Origin of the sequence: Halalkalicoccus sp. CG83, assembly GCF_037081715.1 — an archaeon.
In the GTDB taxonomy this organism is placed as follows: Archaea; Halobacteriota; Halobacteria; order Halobacteriales; family Halalkalicoccaceae; genus Halalkalicoccus; species Halalkalicoccus ordinarius.
This window is the reverse complement of record NZ_JAZDDH010000001.1, coordinates 2,216,256-2,230,330: the sequence shown is the minus strand read 5'-3', so window position 1 is coordinate 2,230,330 and position 14,075 is coordinate 2,216,256. Positions and strand designations below refer to the sequence as shown.

The window sequence follows — 14,075 nt, the reverse complement described above, 5'->3', positions numbered from 1 at the left end:
GGTTGTCACAGCAAGAACTAGATATCCAACTGCCGAACATCGACAGCCAATCAGAACGGAACGAATAGCAGTAACACGCCCTCAGTCAGAGTTCAGCGCCGGAAATTTCGTCCGACAGATACTGCTCGTAGTCGAAGTATCCGTTCTCCTCGATCTCTTCCGAGATCACTTGCAATCCGCCCTCGAAATATTGTATCATCGCCTCCTGCAGCCTATTCGCATCCCGATCTGGATGCCGGATCTCAATTAACGTCTTCAGCGCATCGTACGGATCGACCGACTCCGTCGACGTCCGATATGGATCTGGCCCACTCGACTCCCGCATCTCCTCCTCAGCAATCCCGACTGCGATCGCCGCATCTACAACCCGGCCAGTATTGATGCTCACGTCCTCGCCCTGAAACTCTTCGAAGATATCCTTCCGAACGGTCTCCCAGGCATCCCGACTGGCACGGATCGTGAACCCGCCTTCGATATCGTCGAAACTCCCGTTCGGCATCCTACTTCACCTCCAGTTTCGAATTCATCTCTGCATCTGGCCGGATCCGATAGTGCTTTCCGATATCTGCTTTGATCGCCGGCCGCAGCTTCTGCAGCTCCGCGTCCGTCACGAGCAGGATCAATCCTTCATCCAACGTGGTGAAGAAGTCACCCTGTGCCTTACTGTTCTGCAGGTCAAGCCGGCCAGCCACCGTGTCAAAGACGATTGTGGTCGAATACTTAGCCCACTCGTTCAATCCAAAAATAAAACTCAGGGCTGTGAGTTGGGCCTCACCGGCGGACGGCGGTCGGTCGTCCATTGCTTTGCGTTCCCCGCCTTGCTTGATTAGCTCCAGCACGAAGGAATCCTCATCCCCGGGTTCGCCCCGGAAATCGATACCCTCGTACCGGCCCTTGATGAACTCCGACTGCGACACCTGCTTGAACACCGCGTTCATCTCCTCCTTGATGTTATCGCGTTTCTGCTGGATGTGCTCGTGGCGGATCGCGTCGAGATGGTCGATCGCCATCTCGGCCGCTTTGATCTTCGCCCGGATCCGCTTATACGCCTGTTCGCCGTCCTTTCGCTGCTTCTCATTTCGCTTCTGCTCGATTTCGTCGTCCAGTTCTTGGATGCGTCCACGGACCTCGTCCCACTCCTCGTCGAGATTCTCCTGCTTTCGGTTCAGACTCCGCAGCATCTCTTCGTATTGCTCCTTTTGCCCTTCCTGCGGCCGGCCACCGTACTCCTGCAACAGTTCGTCCTGTTCCTGCTCTTTCGTCCGGATTTCCTCCCGGAGTTCTTGCACCCGGTTGGCCGCCTTGACCGGGGAGACATCCGGTCGCGGCGCATTTGCCAGCCGCCGATGCTTCTCTCGGCAGTCCGTAATCCTCCGCGTCAGCTCTACCTCCGACTCCTCAATTTCGTCTTTGAAACTGACATCAGGAACATCCTGGACGTGGTCGTTTCCGCAGATCGGGCACTCACCTTCCTTCTGAACCTGCTGCTGCAGTCGTTGGACGAGATCTTGTTTCTGGAGCGTCGACCGCAACTCCTCGTAGTGTTCCTCCTGTTCCCGCAGCTGCTCTTGCGCTTCTTCTATCGGCCTGGACAGGATGCCGACATGGATCTCCTCCCAAGACTCCTTCATCTGCTCTGCGGTCTCACGCTGTTCGCGTTCCAGATCTCGGATCTCCTCGTCGTACGTATTCAGCTCCTCAATCAACTCCTCGTTGTATTGCTCCAGTTCCTCTCGGGTCTCTTCAATATTGTCCGCAACCTCTTGCCTTTCTTCGCGCAGTTCCTCGCGGCGCTCCCGGAGCTCGCGGCGTTCCCCCCGCAAATCACTGATACGGTCGTCAAGTTCGCTGCGCTCATCACGCTCGTTTTCGATCCGGTCACGTTCCGGCTCGTACCGATCCTTGATCAGTGACTGCAGATCCTCACGGGCATTGATGATTGCCTCGTGTTTCAGAACCGTCTCGATGTCCTCCTTTACCTCAACCCCGGTGTCGTCATCGATCAGGTTCTGGATCATCTCACCGTCCAGAAAGAAGAAATCCTTCAGTTGCTCGGGCAGCAGGTCACGGATGTATTCGTCCGCATTCTCGCCTTCCCGTCGGGTAGCACCGTCGATGATCAGCACCCGTTTCTCATGAGCTTCCTTGCGGTTATGGTTGAACCGATCTATCTCTCGGTGAAGGATGTGATCGCGGCCCTCCTCTTCGAACTTGATCCGGACACCCATCCGCTCGTTGCCTTCTTCCCGGGCGGTTTCGTTCCAGTTCGTCTTGTAGTTCGTAGTCGGGCCTTCACCGCCGTACAGCCCCCACTGGACTGCCCGATGGAAGCTGGTCTTTCCAGCGCCTTGTGGTCCCTCAATGATGTGGATATGGCCGTCCGCATCAGTCAAATCGACTTCGGCTGCCCGGTACGGCCGGAAATTGGTGATTTCGATATGGCGAAGCTGCATCGACAATACCTCGCTAAATATCCTCAGCGTCGTTGAGGTACTCCTCAATATATTCGTCCATCTGGTCCAATTTACCGTACCGTGGTTGCTGGATCTTGTCGACCTGCCAGTCCAATATATTTTTCAGAAGATTCTGTTCGCTCATATCGGTGATTTTCTCGTCAATAAGACGCTCTAGATCCGGGTCTATACTGGGCATAATTATTGGTACATCGCTAATGCATTTTGTAACCTAATAAGCGTCAGGTCATTATATTCCCAATTATACGCTTCCTCGTTCATCCGCCGTACCCGGTTGATCTCTTTCTTGATCAATCCGATTTCGTAGCCTGAGAGTTTAGCATCGCTGCTTTCCAGCAGTTCCCGTGGAACCGGTAGTGTGACGAAATCGTGGATGACCGCTTTCCGACCATCTCCGGACTTGCGGAGCACCCGTCCGCGGCGCTGAACCGCTTCGCGTTCTGACAGTGAATTTGCCACCAGGATGGCAGAATCGCATTCCGGGACGTCCACTCCTTCCGTTAGGACGTCGATCGACGCTAAGGTATCAATTGTCCCGTTCTCGAAATCTTCCCGGAAGTTATCACGGTCCTCCGACGACAGATTCCCGAAAAACAGTCCGACGCGACGTGTGGAGTTTTCGTCGATCGCACGTTTGATTCGCCGCGCATGTGCCCTGGTATTGCAGAAGACCATCGTCTTCTCCCCAACATCATCAATCACGTCGGCAACGATCGGGTCTTTCGCCGCTGCTTCCTTCGCGATGTTCGCCCGCTTCATAATCTTCCCGCGGAGCGGCTGGTGCTGGTCCGCCGTCTCCAGCAGCGGCTGGTCGTCGTAGTCCCGATTCTTCTGGTACATGTTCATGATCTGTTGCGACAGTTTGAGGTACTCGTCGCGTTCGTACCCGGTCAGGGACACAACGTGGATGTAGTACCGGTACTCGCTCAGCACCTCGTAGTCATGGATCGCCTCCTCTAGCGTGATCACATCCCGCACCGACCCGAAATAGGACTCAATGAACTGGTCACCCTCATCATCCCGTTCCGGTGTCGCGCTCAGTCCGAGGCGGCCGCCGGCCGCGTTGAACCCACTTAGTGCTTCACGTCGTTGTTCCGCTCCCATATTATGAACCTCGTCAGCAATGAGGATCCGCTCTCTTGGTGCAGTGTGGTCTTCCACGATATCGAACAGGTCACGCATTGTCGTCGGATGCATCGTCGAGACCGCGACCAGCGCTGCCGACTGCTCCGAAACCAACGCCTGGTAGAGCAGTTTCCGCCAGCTCGGGTTCTCGCCGACACACCGGATGACCCGGGACTCAGGGAAGAACTGCCCGACGTTATCCCGGCTGTCCCACTGCTCCACCAAGTCCGTGGTCGGTGCCAAGACAATGACGACGCTGTCCGTGTCTGCGATGTCTCGTGTTGCAAATAGGGAAGTCCACGTCTTTCCCGCGCCCGTCGCGTGCTCCAGCAGGATCCGGTTTCCGTTCTCTTTGAACCGGTCTATCGCCTGCTGCTGATAGTCGTACGGGTCAGGCAGCTCTCCATCACTGTCGGCGTCCTCATTACCCCGAAACTCCTCGTTGATTTCGGCCACGACTGCTTCCCAGTCTGGTTCAGAAGCAGGCTTGTACTGGAGGAGGTCTTGTTCGATCGCCTCCGGCAGTTCGATTACTATCGAGTCCGGGGCATTGTCACGCCACAGCTGCTCGAACTCCTCCCGATGACTGGCAACCCGCCGCTGCTCATCCCATTCCTCGTCTGCGTTCGCCACCCAGTTCCGGTTGACGCTGATTGACTCCCGGTTTCGACGTAATGCCTTGAACGACTCGTTCGGCGAGCCCACGATCGAGATACTGTCGCCGTCGGTATCCGTGAACACGGCCATCTTCTGGTGCCACGCACCGTACTCGTTGCCACGGACATTCCCGTCCTCGTCACGGACCGCCCCGAGCTTGAACTCGAGATATCCTTCGGCGACCAGCCAGGCTAACGCTTCCAAGACCGCGTCCGAGTGCCCGTCTTGGACGGCATCCCAGTTGATCGCATCAACCAGAACATCATCGGCCTGCCCACGTTCGATCGCGTCCACGTCCTCTTCGAACAGCTCGACCCCCGTCATGATCCGCACCACGCCGCCATTGTCGACGAAGGTCTCCAGTCCGTTCGCGAAAATCGAGAACACTGCAGAGCTAAAGTCACCAGTGATGCGGTCATACTGGATACTGCTCTCCAGCGCCGGAATGAACACGTCCTGCAGATGATCACGGTGACCGGGATAATATCCGTCCCATTGTCGATCGCGAAGCCCCATCTAATCGCGCTTATATTCGATATGTGGGGTCTTAATCAGTTCCCCGCCGCGGCAGATCCAGCATCTGCTGTCCGGGACTGATTACCTCAATCACCTTTTCGTCAAGTTCCCGTATCACCGCCTCAACATCACTGTCCTCATTGCGCGACGCCTCACACAGGTCCCGGAACTTCTGAGACAGCGTCATCGCCTCGCTTGTGGAGAGGTCGTTGGGATCGACTACTGGAAGATCTTTCAGCTCGTCCGGCTCGATCTTGTGCAGGCCACGAGAATAGGTGCGGCCACTCCGTTTGGCGATTTCGTTCGCCACACTACTGTTCAGATAGGCAAGCAGGGCTTCGACCTGCCAGTCCTCGTAACCATCGAGGAAGACGTTGTGTAGATTGTTGAGGCTGACCACACCGGCTTTGTTGTAGATGAATCGGAATCCATCTTTGCTCATGTACGTGACTAGAACCGATGCTGGATCCCGCTGGTCGACGACGTACCAAGGCGACCGATTCTGCGCCAGATAACTATCGGCGGCTCCGACATCCTCACCGTGCTTGAGATAGTCCTGTAGTTCCGGATTGTCAACGTTGATGATCGGTTCCCTGTCCTCATCATAACAGTATAGCAACCACGCCTCATCACCGTCACGCAGCCATTGCCGCCAGTCCTCGTATTCCTGGAGATCGTAACCAGAGACGCCCTGCATCCGCCGGATCAATGGGACAAGATACTTTTCGTCAAGCCCCCATTCGTCGACCTCGTCTTGTGTCAGGCAGAAGTAATCGTTCTTCCCAGTCGCGATCCCGCGCTTGATATCGGCGATTTCCCGGAACGATTTCAACCCGGGAATGGCGTCGACTGATTGGGGGTTCAGGTACTCGGTCCAGTTGTACTCGGCCACGAGCTCCTGCTGAGCGACCTGATTTACAAACCCGTATGACGTCTCGCCCTGCACGCCACCGGCTACCGCGTCAAACAGACGTTCGGCATCCGGCCATTCCTCGGCTTGTACGAATGTTGTCGTGCAGTCGCTCTCCCCGCCGTCGCGTTTCTCCAAGAACGTGATGCACGGATCCGTGTCGGCATCCTCGAACACCGGAATATCACTATCCAGTAGGATCATGCCGTGGATATCGAAATGGTTTAGCAGAAACGTCCGCAGGGTGATACCGTAGTTCGTTTCTAGGAACCGAGCCGGAGTGACGAACGCCATCCGGCCGCTGTCACTTAGGAACTGCGTCGCGTGGACGAAGAAGTAGTGATACATCGGCGCTTTCTGTGGGATTTCCATCGCGGCCTCGGCTGCGGCGATCCGGTTGATCCGGTTCTTCTCTTTACTACACAATTCATGGCTGCGAGAGTACGGCGGGTTGGAGACGACGGCATCCATCTTCGGGAGGATCTTCGGGTTCTTTTGATCGATCCGCTGTGCTTGACCTTCCGCTAGAATGTCTATAAAATTGTCCTGAATAAAATTTGGTGATCCCTCGCCGTTGGTGAGTTTCAACGCCGTCGACGACATCACGACTGCCAGCTCACTCAGGTCCACGCCCCACATGTCGTCGATATGGGCCTGGCCGTCGGCAGCATGCTTGGCGTCATACATCGCCGCAGTCAACACACCGGCCCCAATCCCGGGGTCAAGGACGCGGTCGTCACCGCGCTGGATGGCCCAGTTTGCCATGAACTCGGCTATGTACATCGGGGTCCGGAACTGACCGAGACGACGTCGTGCCTCCTGCGGCACTAGTGATTCGAAGATCCGTCCAATCTCTTCAGTCGAGACCTTCTGGGTGATTAGATTCTGCCGGACGTCAAGCAACGGAACAAATACGTTGTCGGGAACGGCTTCGATGATGCCGTCAAGTACGTTCTCGTCGAACGCCTGGTCCCCAGTTTCGGTAAACGCCTTTAACAGCTGTGCGTAGATGTCCGTGTCACCGGAGAGCGGTGGCAGGTCGTCGTTCCCGTCGCGGTAGATCTTGTAGAGCGTGGTTTTAAGAAGACGGTTGTAGGCGGCCAATTTACAGACGGTTCGTTCTGGGTCGACCAGCCGTGTGAGGCCGTGGTCTTCCATCCATTTCTCGACCTTTCGGAAGAGCGGGAAATCAGAATCGAGCTCAGTCTGGATATCTTCGGCAACATCCTCGATGACAGAAATTATGGTTATAGCCTCGCTCATATGTAGAGTGGAAGGTTACTTCTTGGTAGTACAGTCAGCACCAGCCATATTAAGATAGTGTCGATAGAGGTCTGACTGCGTTAGACGACAGGCCAACATCATTGCCGTGTTATTGTCCTTTAGTAGAACGATAGGAACGATTTAATGGACTAATGCTGCGGCAAGAGTCTATTAGACGAATATAATCAAATAATCATATACCTTCGTCTCGACTGCATAGGCTGGAAAGCCATGTGGGGAGGGTATTTTGATAGTGTGCCTTTAGGCACACCCCTAATAGGAATCCAAACCCCCCGGGTTGGATTCCAGCCAGGTGGTAGTCCTGTGTGACGCAAGGATTGTCCTCAAAGAATCGAAAACTGACCGTTGGGTGGTTAATTACCACCGGAAAAACTGGAAAATAGATGTTCAGATAGTGTTGCCACTCGCGAACCGTCCTGCTATCCCGGGTTCAGATACCGCCACGCATCCGACAGCCCACCGTCTCTAAACCGAATTTTTGCCATCCGGAAGCGCTCTTCTGGGAGACCAGCCTCTTTCCAGATGCGGAACCCTTCTTTGATCGCCCGGCGTGTCTCTCTCCCGGGCTCCCCAACGCGAAGCTTCATCCGCGCCTCGCGCCGACTCAGCGCGTCGTCCACGTCGATGCCGTGGCGAGCGGCCCAAGCGATGAAGACGCTCATCGTCTCCTCCATCCCCTGCTCGGCGACCCGAATGGCCTTCGCTCCGGTCTCAGCAGCTCGTTTGACAGCTTCCTCCGCTTCCTGCACGGCGTCGTGGACGAGCTCAGCAACGTAGGTCGACCGAAGGCTCACCTTCGCGTACTCGCGAACCACGAGGTCCTCGATACCGCGCAATGCCCGCCTGACACTCTCAACGTGACGGTCGTGCTCGTCTGCGATGTTGGCCGGCGAAACCTCACCGCCGTCAGTAACGAGCGTCTGCAGACTCTCCCACTGGACGGGGCCGAGACCGTCGACAAGGTAGCGAATGACGACGCTCTCCTGGGTGCTCCGGATGTGTGTCAGATCGAGCCCAATCGGGTCAGGTCCGTCCTCGGTCGTCTCCACCTCGAAGTACGTATCTCGAACGAACGGACCGGTCCCTCGTAACGGTGCCACGTCAAGGCCAGCGTCAGCGAGGACAGACAGGACCGTCTGGTCGAGCTCGTGCTCCAGTTGGTTCAATTCTTCTGAGGTCACTCCCAACTTCTCGTCCCATCGATTCACCTGATAGGATGCGCCGATCTTTGGATGGGCGAGAGGCGAATCGTCGCCCTGGCTCAGGGCTTCTCTCGCGTAGTAGTGCTTAATCTCCTTGGGTAGCGAGTGGTCTGGGAATGCTTCGCGGATGCGACGGGGGCCGAGCGTCACAGTGTGATAGTACCCCGGGAGATTCCGGCCGTGATCGTCGTCGTCGTTCTGCACTACTTTACGGTAGCCTTGCCGATCTGATTCGAGCAGGTGTCCCATCGACGCTATTGGACCATCACGAGCGTGTACCGGACCACTGGCGTCCTCATGGACGCGTACGTACCGTTCAGCGTCCTGAACATTGCTGTACTCATGCGGTTCTTCGAAGTAATCGGCCCGGATTCCGACGGCTAACGCAGCCGACTGGAGTAGCTGCAGATAGCGACTGAAGTCGATATTCGACCCCTGAACCTTCACGTTGACAGCTTCGCGAATCCCGTCCGGAACCGAGTAGCTGGAGACTGTCCCGTCGCGCTTCTCGACTTTCATGCCCTGCCACCGGGGCGTGATGTGGGCATTGAAGCTCTGTTGTCCGACCGGGTCCTCCTCTTCGTGACGCTTGACTTTCAGCCGAAACTCGCGCATCTCCTCGAGTCGCCACTCGGTGCCGGTTAGCAGCTGAGAACCGGGATGGACGATATTGCTATCCTGATAGTACAGCGTGACTGTCCATCGCTCTCCCCGGTCGTAGAACTCGGAGCACTGACTTCCACCGCCGGCTTTCACTTGTGAGTCGGCAGCGAAGAAGGGCGCCAGCCCGTTCGCGTCGAAGAGGTAGTTTGCTGCGAACTCGTGGGGTACTGGCTCGACGTAGCCGGTCACGCCGACCACCCCGGACACGCCACGCTCACTACCAACTGATTGGGCGTATACGTGTACCTGCGACGTTTGAAACGAATCGGCGATCCAAGCTGATTGCTGGATGCCGCAATAGTATCGAAACCGAGTGGGTATAACCGAGCGCCAGAATCTTCGCAGATTCCGGCGAAACGCTCAACTCGGTTGGCCGACTCGTCAGGCACGCCCGACCACCTCCGGTCGGGGTATGGAGCCGAGGAGGGCCTGAACTTTGGAACAGTTGGGGGCCCTCTGGTTCGGCTTTTGCGTCACGGCTGACACCTCCCGTCCTCAAGCGCCGAGCAGCGCTTTTCGAGACAGTCGATTGCGCAGCCGCAGAACTCGCAGATGGGCGAAGTTCGGCCAACGGCGTTCTGGTGAACGCTCACGTTGACCACCTCCGTTCCCTCACAGAATTGCAAGCAAGCGACGACCCGCGCTTACAATTCTGTTGAACTCCCCTCTGCGAGGGAGCAATCACTAACCCAAAAGTGGCGAATCCGTCCGCATCAAGGTCCGTACCTTGCGGTCTGGAACCCTGGGTATGACGGAGGAATGGTAGTGGACTCGCCGGGATTTGAACCCGGGGCCTCTCCCATGCCAAGGGAGTGATCTACCACTGATCTACGAGCCCTCGCACTTTCAGTTCCCCGGGTGGAATGATAAACGCTTCGAACCCGAGTAGCAACCCTTTAGTCCGACGCGCGGGTTACGGCGAGTGGGAACGGCACGGCCGTAAATCCGACTCGTCCGATCTGCGGACTTGGGATTGCGGTAGTGCATCGGAAGTGCTGTCTGCGGTTCGTGCGGTTCCTATCCTCAATCATGGCACGAATGCATACTCGCCGCCGCGGTTCGTCCGGTTCGGACCGCCCGGCGACGGACGAACCACCGGAGTGGAGCGACGTCGACGCGGAGGAGGTCGAATCCCGCGTCGTCGAACTCGCAGAACAGGGCCACAGCGCCAGCGAGATCGGCATGAAACTGCGCGACGAGGGCGTGAAGGGCACGCCGGTCCCGAACGTCAAACTCGCGACCGGAAAGAAGGTCGGCGAGATCCTCGAGGAGAACGACGCGTCCCCGGAGTTCCCGGAGGACCTTCGCAACCTCCTCGAACGCGCGGTCCGCCTGCACGAGCACGTCGACGAGAACCCGCAGGACGCCCAGAACAAGCGCGCGCTGCAGAACACCGAGGCGAAGGTGCGCCGGCTCGCGAACTACTACCGCGGCGACGAGATCGACCGGGAGTTCCGCTACACCTACCGGAACGCCAAGGAGCTCCTCGAGTAATGGCCGCCACGGGTCGATCGGCCGGCGATCTCGCCGCCAGGCTCGCGGATGCGCCCTTCGTCCGGGTAGCGCCGCGAGCCGACGGCGACGCGATCGCCGCAGCGGGGCTGCTGCTTCGAGCCCTCGCCGACCGATCGATCCCGTTTCAGGCCCGCGTCGTCGCGCCGACGGCCGATCCGCCGGTGGACGACGCGACGATCCCGATCGGCTTCGACGACGGCCCCGCTCCCGGCGACCGTCCGGCGAGCGCCGTCGTGGCCGAGGCCGTTCGCGACCTCGACTGCGAGCCGGACCCGGCGCTCGCGCTCGCGGGCTGTTATCTCGCGGGTGCGTCGCCGAGCACGCTCGACCTCGACGTTCCGTTCGAACGGCGAGACGGCGTCGGGATCCCCACGGCCGACCTGGCCGACGGACTCGCCCATTCGACGCTCGTCCACGCCGGGTTCTCGGGCGACGAGGAAAGGGTCGCCGCGGCGCTCGCCGAGCTGTCGAACGACGACGGCCGATCGGTCGCCTCGCTGCTCGCGCTCGAGACGGTCGGTACGGAAGGAGCGACCTCCCGCGCCGCCGAGCGGGTCGAGCGGGCGCTGCGTCCGCACGCGACTCCCGACGGGCCGTTCGAGAGCCTGGAGGGCTACGCGGACGTGCTCGACTGTCTCGCCCACGAGACGCCGGGTCTCGCGCTCGCGCTCGCGATGGGCCACGACGTCCGCGTCGAGGCCCTCGAGACCTGGCGTGCACACGCGAAGGCCGCCCACCGCGGCCTTCGCGAGGCGACGACCGACCGGTACGACGGCCTGTTCGTCGCACGCGTCGACGGGCCGGTTCGGGATTCGGCGTCCGACGCCGACGGCCCGCGACCGAGCGTCCCCCTCGAGACGATCGCCCGGCTGTCCCTCGAGTTCCGGTCACCGGAGCCGATCGCGCTTGCCGTCGCCGGCGGCGAGGCCGCCGCAGCGAGCGTCGAGGACGCCTCGATCGGCGAGACGATGGAGGAGGCCACGAACGCGGTCGGCGGTATCGGCGGCGGCACGGCGAGCCGCGGGACGGCCGAGTTCGACGCGGAGCCGTCGGCGTTCGTCGACGCCGTCCGGGGGGCGATGGCGTGAGCCGGCGCCGTGCGGAGATCCGGACGAGCCACGACGATCCCGAGGTCGTCGCGCGGGCGCTGCGCCCGGACAACACCCCCGAGATGGACACCCGCGTTCGAGACGAGCAGGTCGTGACGACGATCGAGCGCGAGACGACCGGCGGGCTCCGAACGACGGTCGACGACTACGTCGTGAACCTCACGGTGGCGAGCGAAGTACAGCGAGCGAACCAACCCCACGAAACCCAATCATGAGTGAACGATCAGTTTCCAGAAAGCAGAGAGAGAAGCGGTGGTACACCGTACTCGCGCCCGAGCAGTTCGACCGGGCCGAGCTCGGACGGAGCCCCGCGAACGAACCAGAGCAGCTCCTCGAGCGTAACCTCGAGACGACGCTCGGCGAGATCACGAACAACGCGAGCGAGAACAACATCAAGCTCACGTTCAAGATCAACGACGTCGGCAGCGATACGGCGTACACCGAGTTCACGAAGCACGAACTCACGCGCGACTACCTGCGCAGCCTCGTCCGCCGGGGCGCCTCGAAGATCGACGCCTACGTCACCGTCCTGACGACCGACGACTACCGCGTGCAGATCCAGCCGGTCGCCTTCACCACTAAGAAGGCCGATCACAGCCAGGAGCACGCCATCCGCAAGAGGATGATCGAGATGGTCCGCGAGGCCGCCTCGGAGCGCACCTTCGAGGGACTCGTCGACAGCGTCGTCGAAGGTCGCCTCTCGAGTGCGATCTACGGCGAGGCGAAGACGATCTACCCGCTTCGACGCGTCGAGATCAAGAAGCTCACCCTCGAGGCCCGACCCGAGGAGGTCGCCGAGGAGGAGGAGACCGCGGTCGACGTCGACGAGACCGACGTCGCGGTCGACGAGGAAGCGTAGGCAGACCCTCGAGCGGTCCCTTTGTGGCTCGCGGTGAGGAGCCCCTGCCGAAAGATACAACATCCGACACGTAGCTAATGCCGCATGGCACGGGCCCTCCGTCCGACGCTTCTCGGCGACCACCGAGGCCAACCACGCCACCTCGCGTTCGTGGTCGGCTCGTTCGTGGTGGCGTTCGTCGGGTACGCCACCGGCGCCTTCGAGGTCGGTGGTGGCGTCGTCTTCGTGCCGGTCCACGCCGCGTCGGTCGGGGCGATCGTCGGCGCGTGGATCGGCTATCGGACAGGCGCGCTCCCGATCGCGTGGGCTGCCGTCTACGCTTCATATTTCGGCTTCCACGCGGAGTGGGCCGTCTTCGGCCTTTCGGGCCGTCCGCTCGCGGACAGGATCGCGTTCCTCGTCTCCCCGGACGGGCTCGCGTTCTTCGGGGTCTCGGCGCTCGTCCTCGGGACGGTCGCGTTCGCCGGCGGTCGCGCGGCACGGTTCGTCTCCACGTCCGTCGCTTGGCGCGGGTAGCGAACCCGACGGGGCCGATCGGCTATTCTTCGATGACTATCTCCCCGATCATCCCGCCGCGCTCGTGTGGGATGCAGTAGTACCGGTGGGTGCCCGCCACCTTGAAGGTGTGTTCGAACCGGTCGCCGGTGTAGATCGACCCCGCGCGGTCCGCGTACCACGCCTCGCGCGCCTCGGCCTCGCTCTCGAAGTCGCCGGTTCCGAAGTACGTCGCTCCTTCGGGCTGGCCGCCGTCGTAGGCGGTGACGGTGTGGGCGCGCGAGCCGGTGTTCTCCCAGATCACGGTGTCGCCGACCTCGACGACCAGCGAGTCGGGGCGGAAGGCGTGGGCGCTCATCCCGACGTCGTGGTCCGCCGTGCGGTCCGCGAGGGCAGTACAGCCGGCGAGGCCGGCCGCGACCGCGCTCCCGGCGGCGAGAACGGCACGCCGATGCATGGCCACGGGTAGGTGCGTGAGGCCTATAGCTCCGCTGGTTTCGGGCGGAGGCGCGGATCCACAACAGGTAAGAGCGACCTGTACGACCCGCGGATATGGAGCTGGCTCCGCGGTTCGTCGGGCGGCTCGGCGTCGCCGACGCCGTCACCGCCGGCAACGCTGCCCTCGGCTTTCTCGCCGCGGCGATCGCGATCGTCGACGTCCGGGTGGCCGCCCAGTTCGTCCTGCTCGCTGCGGTCGCCGACGGTCTCGACGGCGTGCTCGCCAGACGCTTCGGCGGCACTCCCGCGGGCCCGTATCTCGACTCGCTCTCGGACGTCGCCTCCTTCGCGGTCGCGCCCGCCATGCTCGTCGTCGGCGTCGTCGAGGGGACGTCGTCGGGTGCGATCCACGCCGCGCTGGGGTTCGGTATCCCGGCGCTGTTCGTCACGATGGCCGTCGTCCGGCTGGGGCTCTACACCGCCTACGACACCGACCACACCCGGACCGTCGGCGTCCCGACGACGCTCGCGGCGACGACGCTCGCCGCCGGGATCCTCGCCGGGATCGACGAGCCGGTCGCCGTGCTGGCCGTCACCGCCGCCTTCTGCTATCTGATGGTCTCGCCGATCCAGTACCCCGACCTGCTCGCGCGCGACGCCCTGCTGATGGGCGTCGTCCACGTGCTGGCCGTTCTCGTCCCCGACTACCAGGGCGGGATGTTCCCGGTCGCGCTGGTGACGCTCGCGCTCGCGTATCTGGTCCTGGGCCCGCGTTTCTACTGGGGTGAGACCGAGCGACACGGCCTGGAAGGGAAACGCTCATAGGTC

13 protein-coding genes and 1 tRNA gene are annotated in these 14,075 nt (G+C 60.6%); 6 read left to right on the top strand and 8 right to left on the bottom strand.

Features of this window, described 5'->3' with window-relative positions; translation table 11 throughout:
• Positions 1-85 precede the first annotated feature (85 nt).
• From V0Z78_RS11610 to V0Z78_RS11580, 7 genes are all read right to left on the bottom strand, one after another.
• Positions 86-499, bottom strand: coding sequence for a hypothetical protein (locus V0Z78_RS11610; protein WP_336344794.1), 414 nt, complete (start codon positions 497-499; stop codon positions 86-88).
• A gap of 1 nt (position 500) precedes the next feature.
• The gene (locus V0Z78_RS11605) at positions 501-2,453 is read right to left on the bottom strand and encodes an AAA family ATPase (protein ID WP_336344793.1); all 1,953 of its coding nucleotides are present in this window, start codon (positions 2,451-2,453) and stop codon (positions 501-503) included.
• A 13-nt stretch (positions 2,454-2,466) separates the two neighbouring features.
• Positions 2,467-2,652, bottom strand: a complete 186-nt coding sequence (locus tag V0Z78_RS11600) for a hypothetical protein (protein WP_336344792.1) — start codon at positions 2,650-2,652, stop codon at positions 2,467-2,469.
• Between the two features lie 2 nt (positions 2,653-2,654).
• Positions 2,655-4,772 (bottom strand): DEAD/DEAH box helicase family protein, encoded by a 2,118-nt coding sequence (locus tag V0Z78_RS11595; RefSeq protein ID WP_336344791.1) that lies wholly within the window; start codon positions 4,770-4,772, stop codon positions 2,655-2,657.
• A 31-nt stretch (positions 4,773-4,803) separates the two neighbouring features.
• A complete protein-coding gene (locus V0Z78_RS11590) occupies positions 4,804-6,945 on the bottom strand; it encodes an N-6 DNA methylase (RefSeq protein ID WP_336344790.1) in 2,142 nt (713 codons plus the stop codon).
• 440 nt (positions 6,946-7,385) lie between these two features.
• The gene (locus V0Z78_RS11585) at positions 7,386-9,020 is read right to left on the bottom strand and encodes a DUF7845 domain-containing protein (RefSeq protein WP_336344789.1); all 1,635 of its coding nucleotides are present in this window, start codon (positions 9,018-9,020) and stop codon (positions 7,386-7,388) included.
• A gap of 577 nt (positions 9,021-9,597) precedes the next feature.
• Positions 9,598-9,669, bottom strand: a tRNA-Ala gene (locus V0Z78_RS11580).
• Between the two features lie 191 nt (positions 9,670-9,860).
• Here V0Z78_RS11580 and V0Z78_RS11575 point away from each other — a divergent pair.
• The 5 genes from V0Z78_RS11575 (at position 9,861) to V0Z78_RS11555 (ending at position 12,830) form a co-directional block, all read left to right on the top strand.
• On the top strand, positions 9,861-10,325 hold the full coding sequence (locus tag V0Z78_RS11575; protein WP_336344788.1) for a 30S ribosomal protein S15: 465 nt from the start codon (positions 9,861-9,863) through the stop codon (positions 10,323-10,325).
• Positions 10,325-11,434: an exonuclease RecJ gene (locus V0Z78_RS11570; protein ID WP_336344787.1), complete on the top strand. Its 1,110-nt coding sequence runs from the start codon at positions 10,325-10,327 to the stop codon at positions 11,432-11,434. The genes V0Z78_RS11575 and V0Z78_RS11570 overlap by 1 nt, the downstream gene beginning before the upstream one ends.
• Positions 11,431-11,670 carry a KEOPS complex subunit Pcc1 gene (locus V0Z78_RS11565; RefSeq protein WP_336344786.1) on the top strand — a complete coding sequence of 80 codons (240 nt, stop codon included), beginning with the start codon at positions 11,431-11,433 and terminating at the stop codon, positions 11,668-11,670. Before V0Z78_RS11570 ends, V0Z78_RS11565 begins: the two co-directional genes overlap by 4 nt.
• A complete protein-coding gene (locus tag V0Z78_RS11560) occupies positions 11,667-12,314 on the top strand; it encodes a 30S ribosomal protein S3ae (RefSeq protein ID WP_336344785.1) in 648 nt (215 codons plus the stop codon). Before V0Z78_RS11565 ends, V0Z78_RS11560 begins: the two co-directional genes overlap by 4 nt.
• Before the next feature lie 84 nt (positions 12,315-12,398).
• Positions 12,399-12,830, top strand: a complete 432-nt coding sequence (locus V0Z78_RS11555; RefSeq protein WP_336344784.1) for a hypothetical protein — start codon at positions 12,399-12,401, stop codon at positions 12,828-12,830.
• 22 nt (positions 12,831-12,852) lie between these two features.
• Here V0Z78_RS11555 and V0Z78_RS11550 read toward each other — a convergent pair whose 3' ends face one another.
• Complete coding sequence (locus V0Z78_RS11550; protein ID WP_336344783.1) at positions 12,853-13,266, bottom strand: plastocyanin/azurin family copper-binding protein; 414 nt, start codon at positions 13,264-13,266, stop codon at positions 12,853-12,855.
• A gap of 101 nt (positions 13,267-13,367) precedes the next feature.
• Between V0Z78_RS11550 and V0Z78_RS11545 the strand changes: the two genes are divergently transcribed.
• Complete coding sequence (locus tag V0Z78_RS11545; protein WP_409338738.1) at positions 13,368-14,072, top strand: protein sorting system archaetidylserine synthase; 705 nt, start codon at positions 13,368-13,370, stop codon at positions 14,070-14,072.
• Positions 14,073-14,075: the final 3 nt, after the last annotated feature.

Bases quoted from the DNA above. Each gene is read 5' to 3' on its own strand.
- V0Z78_RS11560 (WP_336344785.1), top strand. From the start codon at position 11,667: ATGAGTGAACGATCAGTTTCCAGAAAGCAGAGAGAGAAGCGGTGGTAC.
- V0Z78_RS11605 (WP_336344793.1), bottom strand. From the start codon at position 2,453: ATGCAGCTTCGCCATATCGAAATCACCAATTTCCGGCCGTACCGGGCA.
- V0Z78_RS11595 (WP_336344791.1), bottom strand. From the start codon at position 4,772: ATGGGGCTTCGCGATCGACAATGGGACGGATATTATCCCGGTCACCGT.
- V0Z78_RS11600 (WP_336344792.1), bottom strand. From the start codon at position 2,652: ATGCCCAGTATAGACCCGGATCTAGAGCGTCTTATTGACGAGAAAATC.
- V0Z78_RS11590 (WP_336344790.1), bottom strand. From the start codon at position 6,945: ATGAGCGAGGCTATAACCATAATTTCTGTCATCGAGGATGTTGCCGAA.
- V0Z78_RS11550 (WP_336344783.1), bottom strand. From the start codon at position 13,266: ATGCATCGGCGTGCCGTTCTCGCCGCCGGGAGCGCGGTCGCGGCCGGC.
- V0Z78_RS11610 (WP_336344794.1), bottom strand. From the start codon at position 499: ATGCCGAACGGGAGTTTCGACGATATCGAAGGCGGGTTCACGATCCGT.
- V0Z78_RS11555 (WP_336344784.1), top strand. From the start codon at position 12,399: ATGGCACGGGCCCTCCGTCCGACGCTTCTCGGCGACCACCGAGGCCAA.
- V0Z78_RS11570 (WP_336344787.1), top strand. From the start codon at position 10,325: ATGGCCGCCACGGGTCGATCGGCCGGCGATCTCGCCGCCAGGCTCGCG.
- V0Z78_RS11575 (WP_336344788.1), top strand. From the start codon at position 9,861: ATGGCACGAATGCATACTCGCCGCCGCGGTTCGTCCGGTTCGGACCGC.